This is a genomic window from Mesorhizobium onobrychidis (genome assembly GCF_024707545.1).
In the GTDB taxonomy this organism is placed as follows: Bacteria; Pseudomonadota; Alphaproteobacteria; order Rhizobiales; family Rhizobiaceae; genus Mesorhizobium; species Mesorhizobium onobrychidis.
Window position 1 is genome coordinate 160,176 of sequence record NZ_CP062230.1, and the last position, 23,026, is coordinate 183,201.

Below are 23,026 nucleotides of genomic sequence, written 5' to 3' on the forward strand. Positions count from 1 at the left end.
CGTGCCGAGACGGGCACTGTTGGTCTAATCTTCCCCGAAAACCTCGTCGCCGCATGTGGCCCGAATGCGCGTCAGCACCTCTTTCGCCAGATTGATTGCCGCCGCGCGTGGCGGGCAGTTCATCAAGTTGGCCGGCAATCGATGAGACGAGAAGCAGGAGGTCGTGTGTCGATTCAAATTCAAGCTCGCCGCCGTTGGGCAAAGCCGCCAACGTCTGGCTGTGGATCGCATTTTCATCACCAGGACGCTCGTTTCGGATCAGCAACTCTCAGCCCCATTATTGCTATGGCTCCATTTTAGTTCTGTTTCTCCGAACTCCAACGACCGCTCTGTCCACTATTGAGCCGTTCGGCAGAACCACGCCGAACGGCAATCTCTCACCCGGTGCGGATCTTGCCGACAGACGCGCGCCGGCGGTCTCGCTTCCGCCTCGATCTCACCGACCTGCGCCCGGTCTCACCGATTGTGAGCCGGAGCAATTTTTATAGTCTCTCGGAAAGTGAGCCAGAAATCGCGACGATCTCAAGCCCGACACTCGATAATCTCAAGCCGCTACAACTAGTTGGCCTTCGCCGCCGTTCTCGAACGGCGGGACCGACGAAAACAGGTGTTGCTGAAAATGGAAGGCGAACTGCTCGACTACGCCACAGTCTGTGCGACAGGTCTGATCTGCCTCGTCATTGCCCTGCTTTTCGGCTGGAACTTCATCGCCGCTTTGATTTGGGGATGCTTGACCGGTGCCGTGCAAGCCGGTGCGATCAGGTTGATCCACGGAAGAGCAGATCGACTTTGACCCGCAAGCACCTGTGGCATGAAGAAGCCCCGCTTTTCAGCGGGTTTGTTCACCCCAAAGATGGCCGATCGCCTCACCCAAAAGGCGCCGCCATCTCCATAACCGTCGCCATTTCCCTTTCCTCGAGACGCTCCCGCCTCGCGATCAAATATGCCGCGATGTATACCAGCTTCCCGATGGATTCCCGGTGATCGGCGGGCTGATACGCAATCACGTCGCGCCGCGCCGCGGCCTCGTCCAACTCGATCGCGCCGCCAGCCCCGGGCCCCTTCTCAGCCTCTCGCAACGCTTTGGCCGCTCTTTGAGCTGCGACATGTCGTTCGGTTATGTCGGCCAGGGTGCCGAGCCGCGCCTCAGCATTAATCGCCGTGCGATTCTGCCGAGTGAAATGGTTGTCTCCGGATAGGTCATTTGAAGATTTTCCTAGGCTCAGCATGGCAACATTCCTCATGCGGGCGCACTCCGCCCCTGCCACCCCCGGCCAAAATCGAGTTGATAAAAACGTTGATCAAGGACGAGAGCACGATAGGATACGAAGGCTAGCGAAACGAAACGAAAGCAGCGCCTGTAAGTCATTGATTAAGAATGGAAAAATATTTCTCCCTCCGCCGGGAGACGAAAGTGATTTCAAAGAATTATTCAAGCGGTTGGCCGCAGCGGGTGCTGGTCGGCCATTGGGCAAGGACGGGTTTCCTGCTGGCCCATGGACGCCCGAGCTTCTCGCAGAGGCGATTTCACAGATCGATTCCAACCGGATTGGGGTCGATCTGCGAACGGTGCAGCTTTGGTTTCAAGAGAACGAGAAGGGAATTAGCACTGCCAATGTTCGTTGGCTGGCGAGGGTTTTTGGGTGCGATGATCCGGTGGCAACCAGCGAATGGCAGATGGAGCTTAGTGCGGCGCAATCGCGGTTATCGGCCAAGAGACGAGAATGGAAGAGAGCCGGAAGCAGCATTGCACAGGAGATTCCAGATACAGCGCTGGCTGCGACCTTCGATGACGACACAGCGTCTCCGGCAGAGCTAAAACGGGATACTGACGCCAAGGGGCCGAGGCGGCGTTTTAGTTTGGCGAGAAAATCGGAGGCGTTTTTTAGTCACGGATCTCCCCTGAATTTACCGGCGTCGGTGTTTGCGGGTGTCACCGCTCTTGGGTTTTTGTCGTATATTACGGGGATTCACAGCGCGACATATGGCCGGGCGGATGGCGTCGTCAAGCAGGTTGGGTTTCTTTGGACAGCGAATTGGACATTCGTCTTCATGGTATTTTTGCCACTGTTTTTTGCCTTCGTGACCGAGCTAGTGACCTTTTGGAAAGATGAAGGCCGCCCAAAGCTTGTAGCGCAGGGCGACAAGATGGGAAGCGACGATGCCTGGGCGCGCAGCGTAGAAGCTTCTTCGTATTCATATTGGGCGGTTTTTTTGATTTGTGTGCTGTTCGCCGGTCTTTTTCAGTGGATCGGCGTGTCATTGATCCCGTTAATGAAAGGTGGTGGCAACTATGCGACGGATTGGGGCTCGTTAGCGATTGTGCGCCCTGAGGTCATATCGGTGCCAGAAGCGGTCGTATTCACCGGGCTCGCTTACCTATACATGTGCCTGTGCTTTTATCTGTTCTTCGTAGGTCTCATTTTGCTCTATACGGTGATCCATGATCTTTGGAGAATTGGAGAAGCAGCGAGTAATCGGCCGGAAGTGGATTATCAACACGAGCACAACGAAGCCAGCCTCAGGGTTATGCGTGGGATTTTTCGGTGTACTGTTTTGGGGGTTCTGATCGCCATAGTCATGAAGGTCCAGAGTGCTTACCTGACATCGCGTGGAGAGAATATTGTGGCTTGGTTGGTCGGCGATATGTCTTCCGCCTTCTATGGGCGCAGTGATGTGAGCGCCGGGATCAGCTATCGTAGGCCGACCCATTACAGTAGCCTTCTTATCGCTATTTCGACCTGTGTTGTATTTCTGTACGGCTCCATCCGTTTAGGTGTCGAACGTCGGTTTTGTATGCCTTTGTGGAGGATGTCAGCGATCGTAGCGTTACTCGTGGCTGGCTACTTGCTGATCGATGCATTTACTGGCTTTTCGATCCTTCTGGGCGTTGGAGTGCTGCTCGCAATATACGGCCTGTTTGATCCAGGGTTGGGGCGATGGCGAGCGAGTAAGTTAGGAAACAATCAGAGTGTATCATAGTTGGCTTGATCATTGGGATGAGCGGCGGGCGCGACGCGGTGAGGAAGGGAAGAAACCAACGGATTTCGTCCTTGACGCGGAACGCGCCTTTCCAGGTGCGAAGAAGATAACAAGTATCGAGGAATTCTGTGCCCTTGCGGACCAAGCAGTGGCTGATCCAGCCTTTTTCGATGAGCCGAGTGTGAGTGATCAGGGTTTTGAAAGGCTAGATGGGTGGCTCAAATTTCCATCGGACATTTCTACTGATATCGAACAGAACAATGTCGTCTCGGCGAAAATCACAGAAAGCGGGTCGTTCGATCAGGCGATGGTGATTTTTCACCATTGGAATGCAAGCGCCCGGAATCGTCAGATTGCCAACTTTTTCTCGCAGCGTGGCATCACGGTTGTCGAGATTGCTATGCCTTATCACTTCGAACGCAGCCGTCCCGGCTCCGTGCACGCCGACTATATGCTTAGCCCTAATCTCGGTCGAACGATCCAATCTGTAAGGCAGGCAGTGTTGGATGGGCGAAAACTCATACGTTGGTTGAAAAGCGAAGGCTATCGAGAGATTTCGGTTCTCGGAATGAGCTTAGGTTCCTGGGTTGCGGCCATAGTCGCGGCACACGACTTGGCTGTGTCAAAAGCCTCGTTGTTTCTGACGGCGGGGAGTCTAGCGGATATGGTTTGGACGGGCCGCGCGACACGATCGATACGCGATAGCCTTGAGCCTGAGATTGAGCTGACCGATCTCAGAAGGGCCTGGGGTCCACTTAACTTGGAGAATTACGCGCATAGTTTGGCACGGCCTGATCTCGATCTTCAGGTTGTGTTGGCTAAGAGAGACAAAGTGGTGTTGCCAGAGCTATCGGAGAGGTTCATGCAGAGGCTGAAGGACGCCGGGGCTAGGCCAAATATTTTGGAATTAAACTGTGGTCACTATTCGCTCGCCATGCCGCCTTACATTTTGTTGGCCGGTTTGAGCGTGAAGCGGTTACTAAGGCGCGGCCGTTGAGCGGTTTCTGTCGTCTGCTGACAAGTCGGCCCGGCGAGCATGAGTTTGGCGTTGGCCGGTCAGTTCACCAGCAAATTCTCTGGTAGGCGTCACGACACGAAAGTGATGAATCTGGGGTCGCCCCCTACCGGAACCGACCCGTGCCGCTAATCCTCGCTTCAATCATCGCCGCACCAGCTCCTTCAAAAGCGGCCGTACCATCATCTTTCCTTCCGAATGGAAGGCAGGGCAGGTCTCGCCCTGCCTCTGCCTGTCCGGCGAGGACCGGGAGAGCGGGGGACAAGCAGAAAACCGGAAGGGGGATCGCCCACCCGAAGGGCCGGCCCAGATCCGCGTAGCGGCTTCAGGCCGGTGCTGCAGGCCGAAGGCCGAAGCATGGGGAAAGCCGGCTTTCTGCTTGTGGGGGAGAGAGGGCAGAGCCCTTTCTACCCTCTCAGTGGCATGAAGTTTGGTCGACGATATGGCTATACGGCTGGGTTCACGCTATTTTTCGGCAGCGCTAATTCCTTTCGGATTTTCACGCTGTGACCTGAGCCCCTGAACTTCCTCCAGATTTGGGTAGAGTCCGTCGAACAGGAGACGGACGATGCGACCCTCGCGGTTCACGGAAGAACAGATAATCGGGATGCTGAAGGAGCAGGAGGCCGGCGCGAAGACGGCGGACGTCTGCCGCAAGCACGGCATCTCGGCAGCGACGTTCTACAAATTCAAAGCGAAGTATGGCGGGATGGAGGTGTCCGACGCTCGCCGGCTGAAGGCTCTGGAAGACGAGAACGCTCGGCTGAAGAAGCTGCTGGCCGAGCAGATGCTCGACAACGCGATCCTGAAGGATGTCGCCGCAAAAAAATGGTGACGCCCGATGCGAAGCGGAAGGCGGTGGTTCATGCCTGCGAGGTGCATGGGGTGAGCCAGCGTCGGGCGTGCCAAGCCTTGAAGATCGACCGTTCGACGGTGCGCTACACCAGCACCCGTCCGGACGATGTCCGCTGGCGGTCGGCAAGGATCTGATGTGGTTGTGACGTCAGCGAAGGCGGCGTAAGTGTCTCTGGAGGCAGACCTTGATCGAGCTACCGCGGACTCGTCACGCCTCGCGGTATACGAAAGCTGTTTTCGTTGGACCTGCTGGATCAACCCATTTCTCGTTCGCGCATATCGCCGCAAAGGCGCTCCAGGCGCGCTCGGCTACCTCAGGAGAGCGGGACTCCTTCTTGATTTTGTATCGAAGACTAAACTCTGCGGCGACCATTTCGTTAGGATCGCTCCCTCTCTCCGACCAAAGGATGATCGCGCATTCGGCTTTTACTTTGCCGGAAAGCGTCAGTTCTATGCCCTCGAAGACCTCTTCGCGCGCCTCGAACCCGTGCACGATCGACAAGTCGGCAGAACCATCGGGAAGCAGACTTCGCTGCAGCTGCTTGTACAGAGAGAGGGCATCGCCGACCTTTTCGGGAGCGCGGCTGGTTTCCACGTCGGCTGACCTACTGAACAAGGGAATGAATTGGAAACCTGAACCGGCTGGATGGGCTTTGATATCCTCCTCGAACTTAGCATTCTCGCCGGATTTCGGTTCGAATGCTTGGGCGCTCGCCCTCACCCAATCGCTACTCCGAAACTTCAGCGTGACACTCCACTCCCCATTGGAACGAACTGGACGGCGACGCCGCAAAATGAATCCGGCACGTCGATAAAGAGCGTGTTCGTTCGTGTCATAGAAGCGCACAAGACGCTGTTTTTCTTCGCCTCCAACTTCCGGTTTACCGTGCGCAGGAACGCCGACTGCCCTGGCGGAACGGGAAAGGCTCTCCCAACATCGTCGGGTCGCTATATTCTGTTCTTTCGCGCTGCCGCAAAATCGCGCCGCCCTCAGCATGACCTTGTACTCGCGGGCCTCTATGCGGTTGAAATCAAGCGAGATATCCCCCATCCATCCGCTCCTCCACGAAAACGCGTGGGGTACTACACCAAACAAAAGGGTATCTTGGAAGAGGGTGATCTTGAGGGGGCGCTCAACGCAGCAGCGCATTGGGTGACGACACCCTTCAGAAAGGTCGCGGGGTTACGTGGTCCCGGAGACTTTCGTGCACGGGACGCATCGCTCACCGGGACGAAGAAGGCCGACCGATCTCGACTCCACACGCTGACGCCAGCGCAGCGTACGATTTGGGCACTCATACAAGTCGATCCTATCGCTTAGCCGCGGCGATCTTCTAGCTCAAGACCCGCGCCCGCTGGAAGGCGACGATCGTCAACGAACATGGTGGCGTGCCAGGATAACCCGATCCGACAGGTCCATACCTCGAGATGGTTATCGTTGATCCGCCTGTCCGGGACATGAAGCTGCCTGCGATCCTGGACCGATGGGGTGCGGCGGCCCCGCCACGACGACAGCTCCCACGGCGCCGACGGCTTGCCGCCACTCCCAACGGCTTGGCGTCCGGACCACCCGCGAGTCATTGTGCTCTGAAGCCCCTAACGGAATCGCTGGCGGCTCCACCGCTTGGTGTCGTTGCCCCCAATAGCCGATGCTCGCAGAATAGTCTTGGCGTCTCCAGCTACCATCGAACGACTACCTCACTATAGCTCAGTCTACTGATAGAACGGATCCTGTCTGGCTATTTTCTCTAAACTGCGGCGGTCAACCGAATTTAGCCGGGAAGCCCCCTCGCATACTTTTGGGTTTAGTAGACGGCGGGCAAACGGCCCTGATTGTACGCCCAGATCGCGACCCGGCATCCACAGTCCCTGGGCGAGGCGCTGGACAATAGCCTGCGCCACAAAGGGCGCGCCATCTTCATCGCATGCCAAATCCGACAATCTCTTGGCGATCCTAGCGGCCGGAATCACCCCGCAGGCTAGCCAAGTTGATTGTAGTTTTGCCTCAAGGTCCCGCTCCATGGAGCCGGTTAGACTTTCGAAGGGACCTGTCTCGTCGAAGTTGCTCGATACCCACTCCTTCCAACTATTACTGCCTCCTGGAGGATCTGCCGAGAAGTTCAGACTGCACCGGTCAGAGTCCGCCAGCGCCACAGCATTTTCTTTCGCATCAAAGTCTCCGCGATATCCCGCATCAAGCTCTGCGCGCCAGAGAGCCGCCCCTTGGAGGAACGCCCCCTGCAAATGCACGCCATTGAAAGAGGCCCCCTGAAGTTGTGCGCTCTGAAAGTCAGCACCGACCAAGTTAACGTCTTCAAACCAAGCGCCTTGCAGGTCAGCCGAGTCGAAGGATGCTGCTATCATCTTCGCATTGCGAATCTGAGTCCCTCTCAGGTCAGCTAGCGCAAATGACGCCCCCGGCGCTCTTGAGAATTCGAACTGCGTCTGCTGGAGATTTGCCGAAACGAAAGAAGCGCCTCCCAGATCCGCGTCTTGGAGAGACGCCCGTCGAAGGGATGCACCTTCGAAAACCACGCCTCGGAGATCGGTTGAACCGAGATCCGCATCGCTCAAGTCCGAAGAAGTGAAATCCGCGTTTCTGAGAACGGCTTCTCTCAGTACTGCCCCGCGGAAGTTCCTCTCCTTAAGCGAAATCGTCGTCTCACCCGCGTCAAAGTCTACATCCTCCTTCCACTTCGTACGGTCGATGGGTTGGACCTTCGGCAAGAAGAGGCGATTCGAGAGAATACTATCTTGCGAGCCTTGATTTCCAAATAATTGCTGTTTAGCCCACGTCGTTAATGGGAGGCGATCCATCAATTCGTCAGGAAACGTCACAACACCGATCACAAAATATAATAAAAAAATGGTTCCCGTCAGTGACCCCAACATTTCAGCCGAACGTAAGTCGCGAATTCTCTTCATCCTGCCACTTATAATCGACGGCCAGAGTCGCCACAGAATAAATAGGTCAATAACAAACACAAGTCTATGACTCCATGTTAACGACTCGCTTTGGTACGGAAGAAATATTACCTGATAAGTAATTAATAATACAACAGGCGCCACTACAAGACTAATGAGAGCAATAATACGAAGCATCAAGCCGACGACCCCCTTACGCACTTCGCGCGCTCCAGCCAGAAATTGCACGAAGACGTTGCTCGGAAGCTGACGACGTAGCCTTGTTCTGACTTCCGCATCAGGAATCTGACGTTCAAGTTCGGAATGGAACACACCAACCTTATCTGCAAGAAAGAAGCAGTGCAGCAGTACGTAAGTATGGACCGTTAGGAATAAAACGGGTCCTAACGAAAAGAAGCCCAACAGAGGAAGTTTAACACTGAGAAACGGCAGATCTACTGGTGTCTCACGAAATACATCTTCGTGATTTACACCCAAAACGGCGATAAAAAGATATAGCAGTGCGAACAAGTAGCTGAACCATAGTGCTGTGCTCACACCTGCGGCATCTATAACGGCACTCCTGAGTGAAGTGAGATCTATCGCGGTTGCGGCAAGTTCCGACGCCACCGGTGCAAGATCGGCTATTGGTTTCTGAGGCGGGTGCGGGGGCATCTCATTGGATGGGTCAACGCGACGCCGCGGTACTCTTTTTGCCATGACTAACTCCGCTCAGTGATGGCGCGAATGCCGACCAGAGTGCGATCGTTGACGAGCCCGAATCGTTTCGAAGGTGGCTCGCTCGTATCGGATTCCAGCGTCCGTTGTCGCAAGTCTGCTCGTCGCATTTTCGTTCCGGTATGGGCTTACAACAAGAATCTGGACATCACGAGCTGCACTATCATCACCGCGGCGGCCGGAGACCCAATGCGGCAAATCCACGATCGCCAGCCAGTGATCCTCGACCCCGGTTTACGATGCCTGGCTTGACCCGGATACGCCGGCGGACGCGGCAAAGACGCTGCTCGCGCGGAACCTTGACGGCGAGCTGCAGTTCCATCGCGTCTGCCGCGCGGTCAACAGCGTTAAGAACCAGGGCGGCGACTGCATCGAGCCAATCTCCTTTGCGCGGCGATAGTCCGGCCTCAACTACCACTTCAAGTGGCTTTTTCGCGGGCACCATCCAGCTCAGCGCTGAGCCCATTTGCGAATTCTGTCGAATACAGCAGGAGTAATTCTCAGGCCACGATTGACAAAATCGCCAGTCGTATGGATCGCGACCACATAACGTTGCTGTTTCTTTTCGTCAAAGTAGTAGATTGGACTGCCGCTGTGCCCGCCCTCCGTATCGACCATATATTCTACGAAATCCTTATCCCATTTGCTGATACGGCCTGCATTGTACCATAGCGTTCCCAATGGCTTGTTGGCTTCCTTTGGATAGCCGGCGTTGTTGACGAAGAGCAGGTCGACCTCGCTTTCTTCATCCGCCGTATACGCCCTCAGGCCAAAATATCCGAGCCGCGCGCCGAGAGCTTCGTGTTCCACTTCGTTCTCCGAGGTCTTCGGAATGCGAATTGCTGCGAAATCAAATGCGGGCGCGGCGGCCTCCTTGGCATCCTCCGCAGTCCATTCAGGAGGGATCTCGAAACTGTCGGTGACGACATAACCGTAAGGCGCGAGCGTCCCATTCCGACCCGGAAGGATGCGGACTCGCTTTGCCTTGCGAGGCCGCTGCCAGCCGAAGAGCCGCCGATCGACCAATACGTGGGCTGCGGTAATGACTGTATGCGGACCAATCAAGAATCCGGTGCCCATTCCTACAGGCCCGCTCTCGTATTCAACCTCCAAGTGGCAAATGCAGCGCCAGGGCGTCATCGCCGTATCGGTGACGCGCGTGCGGTTGTCGGCTCCAATCACGTTTTCAGGTTTTGCGGCAGGCGAACCGAGAAAAACGGGGCCCGGGTTACCACTCCCTTGAGAAAAAAAGCCGCCGTCTGGCATCGCTGCCACAATCGTTGCGCCTGCTACCCGCTTGGTTTCAAAGCCTGCTGTTACTGCGCGGAATAGGTCGAAACCGGGAACATTCTCTGGCGAGCCGCCACCATTGGTCTCGCCCATGCGGCTTGGCAGAATCAAAGCCTCTCTCTCTGCTTTGGCCCCCGAAGCTTCCGGCCGTGGCTTCGAAGCATTCCCGGCTTTCCGATATGTGCGCTTCGCCATCACGTTTCACCCAGATATTCGGCAATCGAGACGCGGCGGTAGCCCTTCGGGACAGGTGTTTCCACTCCAGCCGGAACGATTGTGAGCGGGCTAGGGAACGCGCTTTCGGCATGTGTGCGATTGCTCGCCACCTGCGCCCAATCGTACTCGAACAGCTCGGCAAAATAGGCATTCGCCTCACGATTCCAGATCACTAGGCTCGCATCCCGATTGGGGCCGGTTCCGGCCGCTGTCCAATTCTGTGAACCAAGGATCGCGACCCCGTCGTCGATTAGGATGCCTTTAGTGTGGCACGTACCGAAGTAGCGCAGGTGCTCAGGATCAGTCTTGATCCCAAATTTCTTCAGGCGTCGGATCGTCTCTTTCTCGCTTCCTCGAATGCTGCGGAAAATGATCCGCACATCAAGGCCCGCGCGCTGCTGCTGGCGAACCGCGTCGGCGATCTTGAGGAAATGCGCGGGCGTATCATTCACCTCGGTCCACAGCGAGAACGACTGATTCTCGATCAGCACGCGCTCCTGCGCGTTGGCGATGAGGCTAGCGACCACTTCGGGATAGTTGTCGGGCGTCAGCAGCGGCTGGACCATGATCTCTCCGCTGAGGACCTTCGGCGGAAAGGCTCGGAAACGAGCGGGGCGGCGGGGTGCTTCCTCCAGCGGAACAAGGATATGTGGCAGCTCGGGCACGAACGCTTCAGTCCGGGCAGCCTCGTCATTGTCCACATAGTCCTGTTCGAGATGATTGCGGAACGTGTGGGCCAGACCAGCATGCTCCACGACCGCATGCCATTCTCGGTTATATGCGGCGACATCATCCCAGGTTAGTGCCTCGATTTCTGAGATCGGCCGATCAATCGGCGCTTGGTTCGAGGATTGCCAGTTTCCGCTGGAGAGCCAGAAGGCTTTGTCGGAAACTGTACTGCCGGACCGGTCGCTCCAGACAGCTACCTTGATATGATAGGCCGTCGGAAACAATCCCTGGCCGCCAAGCGAGGCCCCCGCCCATTTGAAGCGGCTTTCGGCAATCTGTTCCAGTTCGTCGAGCGTCTTGCTTTCCGGGATGTCGTTCTTTTTGGTCTGGCCCTCAGTGTCGTCAGGGAACTCCGCGTCAGCACGTTGGCGGTCAAGCGTGAGCGTGATTCTTGTGCGTGCCCGACTAGCAATGTCCTTGATGGCCTTCACCACGTGCGGAGCTGTCATGTGATACATGCCGACAGTGAACTGATTGTACGTGTGCTGGGTCAAGAACTGTTGGAGTACCGGCCAGCCGGCTTCGGGACTAACATGGAGCGTGATTGTCATCTGGTCGGTAACCGGATTCAAATTGAAACGCGGATCGCCAAGATCGCGTCTATATCCGGCCTGGCGGCCGCCGAATGCTTCGCGCGAGACAGCCATCAGTTCGGCCACCACCGTCTCGGGGTCGGCAAACTCGACCGCGATTTCGACGCCATTGAACTTAGGCGGTAAGCCGTACGTTGCGGGGTCGACGCTTGCATCCGGACGCACCCCGACGATGACACCCAAGTCATCGGTGACGAGTCCATCGCGGAACAAATAGTCGGCTTTGACTGAGAGGATGGCCTTGTCGCCTGTAAGATGTTTGCGCACCGACGCGGCCGCGGTCTCCACCACTTTTGGGTCGGGGTTGGAACTCACGGGCGCCGTGGACGGTGCCCCCGTCCCATTCGGCCCAAGCTGCTGCCTGGCCCCGCCTGGCAGCGCGGGCGTGCCGAGGCGCACGCTGATCTCGAGCGGCACGACGATCTTGAGGCTGCTGTCGCTCGTCAGTCCAATTTGACCGCTGTCGACCGCACCGGCATTCGCTATGGACCCCGAGCCGGGCGGGCTTTGCGTGGCGGCGGGAGACGCCGGATCCACCAACAACGATGGGCGCGGTGTGTCGACGGCCACGATCTTCCAGGGTCGCTCACGCACAATACGGGCAAGTTCGGTAGCAGGAACCGCGTAGTTGGCGCGAAACATCGATCCGCTATAGTGCAGACCGAGTGCCTTGCCGGTTTCAATATCGAGTACGACGGACCCGGAATTACCGGGGAGAGTCGAGCAATCGTGCGTCAATCCCCATTGATGTGGCGCCGTCACCCGGCCGGGTGCAAGTCGCTTCTTGCCGAAGACGCGTCCGAACAGCTGAACGAACTTTTCAGCATCATATGACCTGGAATCGTCACCGGGATATCCGATGACGGCAACGTTGCGCCCTGGAGCCGGCGCCTCGACGGCAAGCCTAATCGGTCCGGACAGCCGGTCCTCGCCGGCTTTCAGGGCAACCCGTAGAAGCGCGATGTCCAGAACTTCGTCGTCGGAAATCCAGATCACATCTGTGACCACAAATTCGCGCGGCGGGCCGTCTTCGATCTCCTCGCGAAAGTCAATACGGGCTGATTGCGGGCGGCCGAAATCACGCGTGCCTCGGCGAAACACGAAACCTGCGCCCGAGCGCTGCGCGAATTTGTGTCCGACATGCGCATTGGTAACGACAATGTCGCTGTCGAGGTCGGTGGCGAGCACCCAACCGGTACCGACCCACTCGTATTCCGCGTTGTTGTCGAGTTCAATTCGTCCGATTGCGGGAAGTGCAGGGGTGAGGATGTCGCGCCGTTGTTCAAGGAGCTTCAGGATTTCCGGCGAGCTACGGTCGTTTGGATCGGTGAAGGTGAAATTGCGTTCGACTTCGTCGCGCCGAATCCATAGCACCGGGCGATGCCAAAGTATGACCGCCTCGAGACTGGCAACCTCAGGGTGTCCGGACTCCAGCCCGCCCGTCTCAGGTTGGGCCTCGTGCGGCGGGGCACTTTCAAAGTTGGGGCCCTCCGTACCCTTGATTGTCGCAACCTTGCGACGGAGCAGCTCAAGATACCGTTGTGCCGGTTCCATGAATGCTCCCTCTCCTCGTCCAGAGATCGCTCGACCCGCCTGAACCGCGCGACGCGAACGGTTTGTGGTTGATATGTTTCGGCGGGATTGCTCCACCTGCTCAACCGCCTGGCGCACCGTGCGCTCTGGAATTCCGATTTCAGCTGCGAGCTTGGCTGCATTGAATTCTCGTTGACGACGGCTATTCCGTTCCGTTTCGTCCTCGATCAGATTGAGCAGCCAGTCGGGCAAACTGGCTTCTTGCCCCGCCACGTTCACCGCTTCGGCTCCAGGCTGTTCGCTCGCCCCGGTCCGTTGATCCGAGCCGGAAAATGTCCAGTGCGTTTCCCCAGCCAAGAAAGGGTCGCCACTGGCGTCCCATTGCGTCCACACGGCATCGCCGAAGAGCTTCGTCCCAAACCGATCGAGCAGGCTTCCGGCCGGCACCACACTTGCCTTCGATGCGGCGGCTCGCAATATCGCCTCGGATCCCATGCGGAACATCGGCGGCATCTCGACAGGCATGTCGGGAGCGGCGGTTCCGAATCTCGACGCGCTCAAGATCTTAAGTGCCGTAACATCCGACGAGTCTGGCAGCAGGCGTTCGAGATTTCCCAGCACTTCGTTTCGCAGTGGCTGCTCACCGCTTGGGTCCGCAAACAGAGAATAAGCTCCGATCAACCCGAGCATCGGGTTCTGAAATTTTCCGGAGAGCGCCTCCCTGCGCAGGTCGCGCGGCAGAAGGTCCAGCCCGCCTTCAAGTCCGGCAAGTGCCGCATCCATGGCAGCGGTAAGACGGCTCTCCGGATCAAAGCCATTTCCTCTAGGCGCAAGGAAAAAACTCGCCGCCGCAAGATTTGGGGTCCCGCCGGACGGAATGAACAGTTGGCTGTCCCACCGGCCGAAGACGTGGATCGGCATCACACGGTCGATATTGCCTCGATGCGCGAGCAAATAGCAGCCGGGCTGAACTCGCGCCGAGAATGCCACCCAGCCGTCGCTCACGTTCCTCGCAGTTACCCCCGCACCAAAGGAGGTAACCAAACTGCCGTCGCTGCGATGGAGCGTCATCTGTTGAGACGGATCCTTCAGATTACTCCGCTCTCTGCTCTCGGTTCTAAAGAAAATAAACAAGCGAGATGCGTTGGCCCCGGCATTGAAGATTTTGTCGGCGGCGCCAGTGGCCTTCTTGCTGAATTCAGCGGCCGTGTACGAATAGTATTCATGAGCCGTACTTGTATCAAACGTTGGCACCGCGGAGGTACGCAAAGGCTCTTCATAGAGTTCTTCTGACGCGCCAGTGTGGCGAATAACCCTTTCAAAGCTTTCGCCGCCCCGGAGAACCCGCGCGGTATAGAGGCCGGCCGGGACATTAGCCCTCACTTCCCCGTACCCTTCGGCGTTCACATTGTCCCATCCGTCGAGGAGGATGATCTTGCTGTGCCCGGACGGTGTGTTCAGGTCGCCCTGCACATGCACCGTCACGACCAGAGGAAACGATTGCGGTTGCGATACCCGCCGGGAGCGTGACGTGCGGCGCGTCGAGACGCGAGCGCCAGAGCGTGGCTTAGAAGGTGACATCGTTGAAACCTGGCACTGGCTGAAATCGAAAGTTGTACTGAGTCCCCGTTCCGATTTCTGTGAGGCAGTAGAGCCCAGGCCGGAGCCCAAGCGTCCACGGAGCCGTCGTCACATCCGCTTGATGCACGGGCGTGAGATCGGGATCCTCCAGCAGAATCTGGCCCTGGCGCGCTGCAGAAAATCGGATGGTGCAATTGGCGATCGGCTTTGCCGACCCGAACAACGTGTGGCCGGGCAAATCGGACGGAACCTGCGCAATTTGTTTGTGATTACTTGCTTTTGCCACTAGCTGTACATTTTTCTCCAAGTACTCTTGGAGGGCCGCAGCAGTAACACCGCCGGCAGGTCGCGCAGCCGCGCCTGACAGCGCCGCAAGCAGGACCTCAGTGAAATGTCCGCGCACCTCGTCATCTGTCGTGTCGGGTGCTTCAAACGCCGTGTCTCCAAACTCGGTAGCGTAGCCGATTAGGTGGCGTTTGGCGCCGGCGCCATCGACCGGTACTGCACAGCCGAGTTCGGACGCGCGTCCGATCACGCCGCCCTGCCGGATCCGGCAGCAGTCAAGAAAGACGATGACCTCCCGAAACGGGGAGCATTGCTTCAAGTATTCTAGGTATTGGTGCGAGCTTAGCGCGGCGTGCCGCCGCATGCCTGACCAGTTGGCAAGACAAAGCGCTACATTGTGGGTATCCATAGACAGACCGTGACCGCTAAAATAGAAGTACAAGCGTTCGGCGGGGCCGCCTGCTGCTGCTGCCGCTGTCACGATCCGCTCCAGCGCGTTGTCTATTTCTTCGTGGATTGGACGAACAGGATTGTCGCTTGAGACGATAAGCTCGCAGTTGGCAGGATCGAGCCCGCCGCCAATAGTTGTGTCACATAGCCAGTCCTTGAATCGTGTCGCGTCCCTGACGGCCCCCTGCAACGTTCGGCGGGAGCCGTAGCCAGGATAGTCGTTGATCCCGATCACTAGCGCGTAGTGAGTTGGCCGCTTAGGCATCGATCATCAAGCCGCAATAATCGCCTTCAGGCTTTCCAACGTTGGAACATCGTCGTCGAAATCCCCATGCGAGGTTGAAGTGCTCGTGAGCCCCCCCACGGTGTCGTCCGTAACTGAAAGGACTCTGTGATTGCTTCCCTCAGCGCTTAGCCACGTTGCAATTTCCACGAGGTCAGCCGCGCCGTACGGCGGTTGTCCCGTAAGATGCCGCGCAAGGCCTGCCAGCGGAGCGTCGGCCTCCCCCTCCAGCACCCCGGAAATGAAATACAGCAGGGAGCGCGTGTAGACGCCGGGCACGAGTTGATCCTTGACTTCAAACGCATCCGCCATGGTGAACATGCGGAACGCCGCGTAGCGCTCGGGCTGGGAAACAATCTCCTGGAGAAACAGCCCGGTCGTACATGCGGGTGCGAGGAATATGACGTTTCGAATCGATATTGTGACGTGACGTTGCGCCGCCGCGCGGAACATATGGCAGATGGCAATTGCGCCGGCGCTGTGGCCGACGACGTCGACCGTCAGTTCTGAATGGGCCGCCTGGTACGCGGCAAGCTTGTCGAGAAAATATGCCCCAACATGTGAGTCTTCGTTGATCGGAGTCTGGTTGGCGGCCCACATTCCAGCACCGACATCTTTCATGCCGGACCAGACCCATGCGCCGAAATCAGCGAGGTAAAGCTCACGCAAGACTTCTTCCACCACAGTTGGATAGAGACCGTGATCGCGTTCGCGCACAAACCGCATGATTGAGGCGTAGGCCACTTTCGCGAGCAGTTTCACGAACACCCCCAGCTCGAGCAAACCTTTGGCCCGCCCGGTGCCTTGCTGACCGATATCCGGCGCCAGGAACTCCGTTTCGGCCTGACCACTTTCGATGAATTCCGGGAAGTTGTCAGCCTCGAGCGTCTCCTCGAGGCTCAGCTCAATGTCGCCCCTCTCCGCCTCGACATCAGCCTCCGTCATGAGGCGCGCATTCCCACGTGCTCCTGGATCGAAACGGTCGAACTTGTCGATGCGTGCAAGCTCCACTTCGATTTCCGACATCGCCATCGCTTCGCCAGGACCCTTGCCTCCGATCCCGCCGCCGAGCCGTTTCGACACTTCACGCAGGACGTAAGCGACGAGCTTCTGGAACAGCTTTGTCTTGTGAATTCTGGTCAGATTGCGCGTGATTGTTTCCACCAATCCGGTTTCCCAGATGATGGTCACCGGGTGGCTCCCAGCTGCCTCATAGACAGGCGCAAGCTTGCGGGCGATTGCCAGCCCTGAACCCTCATCGATCAAGCCGCCATGAAAATGAATCGCGAGCTTGTTACGGGGATCGCGGCTAAGTTGCGCAAAAATGGCGTCAATGTCGGCGGATCGCGTTTGAATGTTTCCGCTACGTCGAAATGTTCCGCCAGGGCCGACATTTGCGTAGTTAAGCGCGCTGAATGACGCCACGTTTGCTCACTCCGGAAACGCCGCGCCTGCCGCGGACCATTGTGCAAGCTTAGATCAGAACAAATCCCCCGGACCAATGAGTGAACAGTAATGCACTCTTTGCGTCCGCTTCACAATGCAGTCACTATTTTAATTTTTGTTATAATTTGTCGATGTCTAAATCGTCGAAAGATAGTGCGTCAGAACGTTCCATAACTTAGCTGGCGAATAGCATCGGCCGCGCATCCCAGGGAAAAGCCAACAAATACAATAACGTACCACCATATTATGCTTTCGGCAGGCTACGTCGGCGGGACGCATGAGCGCTTACGAAATGAGCCCGGAGTCTCGATCGCGGCCCGAACGCGTCAGTTATCTGCCGGTGGACATCAGACGAAGATTGCAGCCGGCTGTCGAGGGACATGTCGATCGCAAGCGCGGCAACTGGAGAAGGTTGGTTTCCAGCGCCCTTCCCTCTGCCAGTGCAGCCGCGCAACTGGTCTCCAAATCTTGGCGTAGCCGCTGAGACAAACGCTAGAGCACGTCCTGTGATCGATGAATCGATTGTGATGTGACGACGGCGTTCGGTACTGATTCAACATCCACTTCGATGGAGGTGGATGATGGGAAAAGCACTGAGCGGGGATCTTCGGTCGCGGGTCTTGAAGGCTTCGGAGGAGGGCATGTCGGCGCGGCAAGCGGCGGCGCGGTTCGGCGTGGGAGTGTCCAGCGCGATCCGCTGGATTGCGCGGGCGAAGATCGGTGAACTGGGGCCACGCCCGCAGGGTGTCGATACCGGATCAATACTCCCCAGAAGTGCCGTTTGAATCTTCCCCAGTTTAGCGTTGCCGCCGGTCTTCCGGGGCGCGCCCCGGAGGACCGGCGGCACGTCATCACCGATACTGCTCTCGATGGTCGAGAGGGGAATGGCGGTGATCAAACTCGGGGAGATAGTCATGATCTTGGATATGCACCGGCAGGGGCTGTCGGTGTCAGCGATCGCCAGGCAGACCGGTGTCGATCGAAAGACAATCCGCAAATACATCAAGCGTGGCCTTGAGGCCCCTGCCTACGGACCAAGGAAGCCGCGGGCGACGGTGATTGATCCATTCACCGCCTATCTGCGTGAACGGGTTGCTGCCTATCCCGGCCTTAGCGGTCGGCGGCTCCTGCGAGAACTGAAGGATCGTGGGTACGCCGGTGGCTACACTACCGTCACGGACTTTCTCAGAGACGTTCGTCCGACCTCAGAACCCGGCTTTGAAGTTCGGTTCGAAACAGCTCCCGGCGAACAGGCCCAGGTGGATTTCGCCCAATTCCATGTCGTCTTCACCGACGAGCCGGCAACCCCCAGGATCGTCTGGCTGTTTTCTATGGTGCTGGGCTATAGCCGTCTCATCTGGGCGCGCTTTGCTATGCATCAGGATCTGCCGACGGTGCTGCGATGCCACGCCGCGGCGTTCGATGCGATCGGCGGCGTTCCGCGCGAGATCCTTTACGACCGAATGAAGACTGCCGTCATCGGCGAAGGCGAAACGGGCGGCATTGTTTATAACCGCGCTCTGCTCGATCTCGCCCGCCATTTCGGCTTTCATCCAAAGGCCTGCAAACCATATCGGGCCAAGACGAAGGGAAAGGTCGAGCGACCATTCCGCTATATTCGTGAAGACTTCTTCCTGGCGCGCTCGTTTCGCAACCTTGATGATCTTAACACCCAACTGCGGCAATGGCTGGATGTCGTTGCCAACCCGCGCGTGCACGCCACAACGCAGCGCGTCGTCGTCGAGGCCTTCGCGGAAGAGCGCCTTCATCTGCGTCCCTTGCCACTGGCTCCGTTCCGATCGGTTCTGCGGCTTGAGCGCAGGATATCCCGAGAGGGCATGGTGAGCGTTGGTGGAAACGCCTACAGCGTGCCCGACGCCACCAGAAGGCGGCTCGTCGAGGTTCACACCTTGGCCAATGAGGTTCGAATCTTCGAAGACGGCGCGCTGATTGCTGTGCATCCGGTGTTGGAAGGTCGCCATCAGCGCCGCGTCGAACCAGGACACAGAACCCTTCGCTCACCGCCGCGATCGCGATCGCGCGTCAACAATGACGAGATCATTCTTCATGGATCCGGAGACCGGGTCACACAGCGGCCGCTCGCCTTCTACGACGCCGTTGCCAGAGCCATGGCCCAGGAGAACCGCCCATGAGCGCCGCTCTCGATGCCGTGCCGTCGATGATCGACCGCATTCGCCATGACCTTGTCGGCTTGAAGATGCCACGTGCCCTTGAAGCACTCGACCATATTGTCCGCCGCCTGGAGCATGGCGAGCTGTCGGCGCTCGAAGCGATCGACATTCTCCTTTCCGAAGAGCTGACCCTGCGCGAGAACAGCCGCATAAAAACGGCGTTGAGGATGGCTCGGCTGGCAACCATCAAAACGCTCGCCGGCTTCGATTTCTCTTTCCAGCCCTCCCTCGATCGCGATCGGATCTTCACGCTCGCGCAACTGGGTTTCGTCGAAAGGCACGAGGCCGCCCATTTCCTCGGGCCGCCAGGAACTGGCAAAAGCCATCTGGCTATCGCGCTCGGCGTCGAAGCTGTCAAAGCGGGCAAGAGCGTCTACTTCTGCACCTTGGCCGATCTCATTGCAGCGCTGTCCAGGGCCGAGCGCGAGGGACGGCTGCAAGAACGCATCCGCTTCTTCTGTAGGCCAAGTCTGCTGATCGTCGACGAGATCGGTTATCTCCCGGTCATCGCCGGCGGCGGCAATCTGTTCTTCCAGCTCGTCAACGCCCGCTACGAGAAAGGGGCAATGATCTTGACGTCCAATCGCGGCTTTGCAGAGTGGGGCGATGTTTTTGGAGACGCCGTGGTCGCTACCGCGCTTCTCGACAGGCTTTTGCATCATGCCGTCGTCGTTCAGATCGAAGGATCAAGCTACAGGCTGCGACAGCATGCCGAATTGATGCCTGAACACGTCCGTTCGAAAGCCCTGATTACTCCCCCGTCCTTCGCGCCACCATCACGGCCGCGCGGTCGGCCACCGAAAAATACCCAATTCTCAATGCCGTCCGAGACGGCATAATTGGGGAATTTTACTTCGGCACTTTTGGGGAAATTTCACCCGGTATTGACACAGGGCCGCCGCCGCGCCTCCAGCCTCGATGCGCATGAAGCCTTCATCTTCGGGCTGATCGAGGAGCGCAAGGACATCACGCTGAACGAGATGGTGGAGCGGCTCGTCGCCGAGCAGTTGGTGCGGATCAGCCGCAGCGCCTTGAGCGCCTGGCTTCGCGGCCACGGCTGGACATTCAAAAAAAGTCCGCGCACGCACTGGAGCAGGATCGCCCCGACGTCCTGAAGCGGCGCCGGGACTGGTTCGACGGCCAGCGCGATTTCGATCCGGCGAAGCTCGTGTTCATCGACGAGACCGGCTTGTCGACCAAGATGGCCCGCTTGCGCGGAAGGGCGCCGCGCGGCGAGCGCTGCCGGGCCGGCGTGCCGCACGGCCACTGGAAGACCACGACCTTCACCGGAGCGCTGCGGCTGACAGGCATGACCGCCCCCTTCGTCTATGACGGCGCCATGAACGGCAACGTCTTCCTCGCTTATGTCGAACAGGTGCTGGTCCCGACGCTCACGCGGGGCGATGTCGTCGTGATGGACAACCTACCGGCGCACAAGGCCGCCGGCATTCGCAACGCGATCGAGGCTGCAGGCGCGAGCCTGCTCTACCTGCCGCCCTACAGTCCCGACTTCAATCCCATCGAAAACGCCTTCGCCAAGCTCAAGGCACTACTGCGGGCAAAGGCCGAAAGGACAATCGCCGCACTGTGGGACACAGTCGGCGCGCTTCTCGACCTCTTTACCCCAGCCGAATGCGCCAACTACTTCAAGGCCGCAGGATATGACCCGGATTAAACAGGACGTGCTCTAGATGCTCCTTTGGCCTCTATCTCTCCCAAAGGCATGCAATACAAGTCCCGGTCTGGTTCGAACATTGAGGCCGGAAATCTGCCTGACAACGAGTGCGTAGAAGAGGAGGGATGATGCCGATCCAGCCCATCTGCCTCTCGCCAATTGCACCAATCCTAGGCCGCCGAACACAAGCGCAATGTATGGATTGTTGAGAATTCGAAGGGCGCCGAAGGCATTCCAGAAATTTTCGGTGGCAGGACCGAATACATTGCCCTGCGTTGCCCTATAGGCGCCGAGACCGATCAAGCCAATTGCGGCGGCTCTGCTGCGTTCGCCAATCCTGATCGTATCGACATCGATGTGGCCGAGGGTCAGCGTTCCCGTCTTGTCGAAGCAAACGACCCGCGCTGCCGCAAGCGTCTCGACAGCATCCAGCTTGCGGATCAGAACACCTTCACGACGCAGTTTCTCGATGCCAAGAGCAAAGGTGGTCGTCGCCACCATCGGCAGACCTTCAGGGACTGCTGCGACGGCAACAGACATCGCCGAGCGGGCCATCTGGAGGAGACCGATGCCGCGCAGCCAGCCTAAAGAGAAAAGGACTGCGCAAGTGCCCAATGTCAGCCAGCCGAGCCGCTGTCCGAGGTTCTTGAGCTCCCTTTGGAGCGGCGTTTCAGGGGCGAAAGTTGCGCCGACCAGCCGCTGTATTCGTCCCGCTTGCGTGAGCGAACCTGTTGCCACCACGATCGCGCGCCCGCCGCCTCCAGTCACGATAGTTCCGCGATAGATCATGTTTGAACGGGACCCAAGAGGCACGTTCACCCGTTCGATAGCACCCACAGTCTTCTGAATGGGTGGGCTTTCGCCCGTCAGCAGGGCTTCACTAATTGTTAAAGCCTCCTCATTCAGCAGACGCGCATCGGCCGGAACAACGTCTCCCCGTTGCACCGTAAGAACGTCCCCGGGAACGATCTGCTGAACTGGGACAGTGGCAATGACGCCTTCGCGCATAATCTGGGCGGTTTGGGGCCCCTTCGCTCCCAAACTTTGGATCGTCCGTTCCGCACGGCTTTCGGTTTGGTAGCCGATGACGGCATTCAAGCCGACAACTGCGAGAATCACGGCGGCTTCGAATGCGCCGCCGGTGAGAATGGAGACCGATGCGGCACCAAGAAGCATCGCGACCGGCAAGCTTTGAAATTGGTCCGCAAGAATGCTCGCGCGCGACCGTGGCTGAATGTTTTCGAGGATGTTGGGGCCGGTGCTTGCCAACCGCCGCCGAGCTTCATCTCCTGGCAGGCCGGCGTCTGCCGAAGCCTCCAGCTTGAAACACGATTGTTTTGGCGAAAGCGTATGCCACTCCGGCCCGGCATCGGGCATCTCGCCCGGTGTAATGATCTCACCTCGCAATAAAGCTGCGAGATAGTCGATGATGGAATCAAGGCCTGACGTTGCGTCAAATTGGACGACGACATTTCCGGTCAGATCGCTGGCGGTGATGCTGGACACGCCAGGCGCCGCGTGGCCTCCCCGCTCCAGCAGAGTCTTGACTGAAACTGAGCCTTGCAATCCGCCGATTTTCAGCCTGGCCCGACCCGGGACTGATGTATGGATCCGGGTAATGGACACGGCGCTGCGACTATTGGACGACTCGGGATTCCCCGACTCGGCATGCATCGCGCGGTACCCTCGAGCTGACCGTTATATCCAACTCCACCGCGTGGGCTGGCGGGGGCAGAACGACTCTGCCCGCGGTGGATTCATCTAGACTAAAGAAGAGAGTATTTACCCCGGCGTTGCTGGCGTCGCGATAGGCCTTGTAGGGTTTGATGTCGTCGGCCCACACCGATGCGCGGATGAAGGTTTAGCGGTCGACGTCCTCGCGTGTACCATCCGGCTTTTTGGGCTCCGCAGCGAGCCATGTGCCATAGTCGGGATTGAGCTTGATCAGCCGGCTTGCCTCTGCTCTGGCTCCCGGCGTGGTTTGCTCCCAGGCCATGGCCGCGATGCGCATATGGCCGCCGTCCCACAAAGCCGCGGCCGGGGCCGACCAGATGGTCAGAATCATTAAGACAGCAAGCAAATTGCGCATGATCGCCTGCCATTCCAATCCAATCAAAGCACCGAAATGCCAAGGTCACTCAGCTCGGCATCGATGAAATATTTTCGATGCCACTGTCGTTGGAGAGGCCGATCGCAACAAGTGGAATTTCGACGTCGGAGCAAAACATTCATACGACGACGCGACACTCGACGATCACA

The 23,026-nt window shown here is 58.0% G+C and carries 15 protein-coding genes and 3 pseudogenes; 9 read left to right on the top strand and 9 right to left on the bottom strand.

The features are described from left to right. The first annotated feature begins 619 nt into the window (after positions 1-619). Positions 620-793 (top strand): hypothetical protein, encoded by a 174-nt coding sequence (locus IHQ72_RS36670; protein WP_258124182.1) that lies wholly within the window; start codon positions 620-622, stop codon positions 791-793. Positions 794-866: 73 nt separating this feature from the next. Here the strand turns inward: IHQ72_RS36670 and IHQ72_RS36675 are convergent, their stop codons facing one another. Beyond that, positions 867-1,229, bottom strand: coding sequence for a hypothetical protein (locus IHQ72_RS36675; RefSeq protein ID WP_258124183.1), 363 nt, complete (start codon positions 1,227-1,229; stop codon positions 867-869). A 139-nt stretch (positions 1,230-1,368) separates the two neighbouring features. Between IHQ72_RS36675 and IHQ72_RS36680 the strand changes: the two genes are divergently transcribed. The 3 genes and pseudogenes from IHQ72_RS36680 to IHQ72_RS36690 all read left to right on the top strand — a co-directional run. Beyond that, positions 1,369-2,982 carry an RcgA family putative transporter gene (locus IHQ72_RS36680; RefSeq protein ID WP_258124332.1) on the top strand — a complete coding sequence of 538 codons (1,614 nt, stop codon included), beginning with the start codon at positions 1,369-1,371 and terminating at the stop codon, positions 2,980-2,982. Further along, positions 2,972-3,979: an RcgR family putative quorum lactone hydrolase gene (locus tag IHQ72_RS36685; RefSeq protein WP_258124185.1), complete on the top strand. Its 1,008-nt coding sequence runs from the start codon at positions 2,972-2,974 to the stop codon at positions 3,977-3,979. Before IHQ72_RS36680 ends, IHQ72_RS36685 begins: the two co-directional genes overlap by 11 nt. Before the next feature lie 586 nt (positions 3,980-4,565). Then, positions 4,566-4,972: pseudogene (locus tag IHQ72_RS36690) on the top strand (transposase); the annotation flags it as partial. 88 nt (positions 4,973-5,060) lie between these two features. Here the strand turns inward: IHQ72_RS36690 and IHQ72_RS36695 are convergent. Continuing rightward, positions 5,061-5,903: a hypothetical protein gene (locus tag IHQ72_RS36695; RefSeq protein ID WP_258124186.1), complete on the bottom strand. Its 843-nt coding sequence runs from the start codon at positions 5,901-5,903 to the stop codon at positions 5,061-5,063. Positions 5,904-6,565: 662 nt separating this feature from the next. Further along, positions 6,566-8,476 carry a pentapeptide repeat-containing protein gene (locus IHQ72_RS36700; RefSeq protein WP_258124187.1) on the bottom strand — a complete coding sequence of 637 codons (1,911 nt, stop codon included), beginning with the start codon at positions 8,474-8,476 and terminating at the stop codon, positions 6,566-6,568. 27 nt (positions 8,477-8,503) lie between these two features. On the opposite strand from IHQ72_RS36700, the gene IHQ72_RS36705 reads away from it, so the two are divergent. Beyond that, positions 8,504-8,746 (top strand): SOS response-associated peptidase family protein, encoded by a 243-nt coding sequence (locus IHQ72_RS36705; protein ID WP_258124188.1) that lies wholly within the window; start codon positions 8,504-8,506, stop codon positions 8,744-8,746. A gap of 198 nt (positions 8,747-8,944) precedes the next feature. Here the strand turns inward: IHQ72_RS36705 and IHQ72_RS36710 are convergent, their stop codons facing one another. From IHQ72_RS36710 to IHQ72_RS36725, 4 genes are all read right to left on the bottom strand, one after another. Continuing rightward, on the bottom strand, positions 8,945-9,979 hold the full coding sequence (locus IHQ72_RS36710; protein WP_258124189.1) for a trypsin-like serine peptidase: 1,035 nt from the start codon (positions 9,977-9,979) through the stop codon (positions 8,945-8,947). Then, entirely contained in the window at positions 9,979-14,328 is a 4,350-nt protein-coding gene (locus IHQ72_RS36715) for a phospholipase D-like domain-containing protein (RefSeq protein ID WP_258124191.1), read from the bottom strand. The genes IHQ72_RS36710 and IHQ72_RS36715 overlap by 1 nt, the downstream gene beginning before the upstream one ends. Before the next feature lie 94 nt (positions 14,329-14,422). Beyond that, positions 14,423-15,436: a caspase family protein gene (locus IHQ72_RS36720; protein WP_258124192.1), complete on the bottom strand. Its 1,014-nt coding sequence runs from the start codon at positions 15,434-15,436 to the stop codon at positions 14,423-14,425. A gap of 6 nt (positions 15,437-15,442) precedes the next feature. Further along, positions 15,443-16,879: a lipase family protein gene (locus IHQ72_RS36725; RefSeq protein WP_258124194.1), complete on the bottom strand. Its 1,437-nt coding sequence runs from the start codon at positions 16,877-16,879 to the stop codon at positions 15,443-15,445. A 602-nt stretch (positions 16,880-17,481) separates the two neighbouring features. Here IHQ72_RS36725 and IHQ72_RS36730 point away from each other — a divergent pair. The 4 genes and pseudogenes from IHQ72_RS36730 to IHQ72_RS36745 form a co-directional block, all read left to right on the top strand. Continuing rightward, positions 17,482-17,646, top strand: a pseudogene (locus IHQ72_RS36730) (helix-turn-helix domain-containing protein); the annotation flags it as partial. Positions 17,647-17,790: 144 nt separating this feature from the next. Next, positions 17,791-19,053 (top strand): IS21 family transposase, encoded by a 1,263-nt coding sequence (gene istA / locus IHQ72_RS36735; RefSeq protein ID WP_258123774.1) that lies wholly within the window; start codon positions 17,791-17,793, stop codon positions 19,051-19,053. Further along, a complete protein-coding gene (gene istB, locus IHQ72_RS36740) occupies positions 19,050-19,931 on the top strand; it encodes an IS21-like element helper ATPase IstB (protein ID WP_258118938.1) in 882 nt (293 codons plus the stop codon). The genes istA and istB overlap by 4 nt, the downstream gene beginning before the upstream one ends. 51 nt (positions 19,932-19,982) lie before the next feature. Further along, positions 19,983-20,767, top strand: a pseudogene (locus tag IHQ72_RS36745) (IS630 family transposase); the annotation flags it as partial. 12 nt (positions 20,768-20,779) lie between these two features. Here the strand turns inward: IHQ72_RS36745 and IHQ72_RS36750 are convergent. Both IHQ72_RS36750 and IHQ72_RS36755 read right to left on the bottom strand, forming a co-directional pair. After that, positions 20,780-22,273 (bottom strand): HAD-IC family P-type ATPase, encoded by a 1,494-nt coding sequence (locus tag IHQ72_RS36750; protein WP_258124196.1) that lies wholly within the window; start codon positions 22,271-22,273, stop codon positions 20,780-20,782. A gap of 355 nt (positions 22,274-22,628) precedes the next feature. Further along, the gene (locus IHQ72_RS36755) at positions 22,629-22,832 is read right to left on the bottom strand and encodes a hypothetical protein (protein ID WP_258124198.1); all 204 of its coding nucleotides are present in this window, start codon (positions 22,830-22,832) and stop codon (positions 22,629-22,631) included. Between the last annotated feature and the right edge of the window lie 194 nt (positions 22,833-23,026).

What these genes read in the sequence shown, in the direction of transcription:
- IHQ72_RS36670 (WP_258124182.1), top strand. Translation starts at nt 620, where the DNA reads ATGGAAGGCGAACTGCTCGACTACGCCACAGTCTGTGCGACAGGTCTG.
- IHQ72_RS36675 (WP_258124183.1), bottom strand. Translation starts at nt 1,229, where the DNA reads ATGCTGAGCCTAGGAAAATCTTCAAATGACCTATCCGGAGACAACCAT.
- IHQ72_RS36695 (WP_258124186.1), bottom strand. Translation starts at nt 5,903, where the DNA reads ATGGGGGATATCTCGCTTGATTTCAACCGCATAGAGGCCCGCGAGTAC.
- IHQ72_RS36700 (WP_258124187.1), bottom strand. Translation starts at nt 8,476, where the DNA reads ATGGCAAAAAGAGTACCGCGGCGTCGCGTTGACCCATCCAATGAGATG.
- IHQ72_RS36705 (WP_258124188.1), top strand. Translation starts at nt 8,504, where the DNA reads ATGCCGACCAGAGTGCGATCGTTGACGAGCCCGAATCGTTTCGAAGGT.
- IHQ72_RS36710 (WP_258124189.1), bottom strand. Translation starts at nt 9,979, where the DNA reads ATGGCGAAGCGCACATATCGGAAAGCCGGGAATGCTTCGAAGCCACGG.
- IHQ72_RS36720 (WP_258124192.1), bottom strand. Translation starts at nt 15,436, where the DNA reads ATGCCTAAGCGGCCAACTCACTACGCGCTAGTGATCGGGATCAACGAC.
- istB (WP_258118938.1), top strand. Translation starts at nt 19,050, where the DNA reads ATGAGCGCCGCTCTCGATGCCGTGCCGTCGATGATCGACCGCATTCGC.
- IHQ72_RS36755 (WP_258124198.1), bottom strand. Translation starts at nt 22,832, where the DNA reads ATGATTCTGACCATCTGGTCGGCCCCGGCCGCGGCTTTGTGGGACGGC.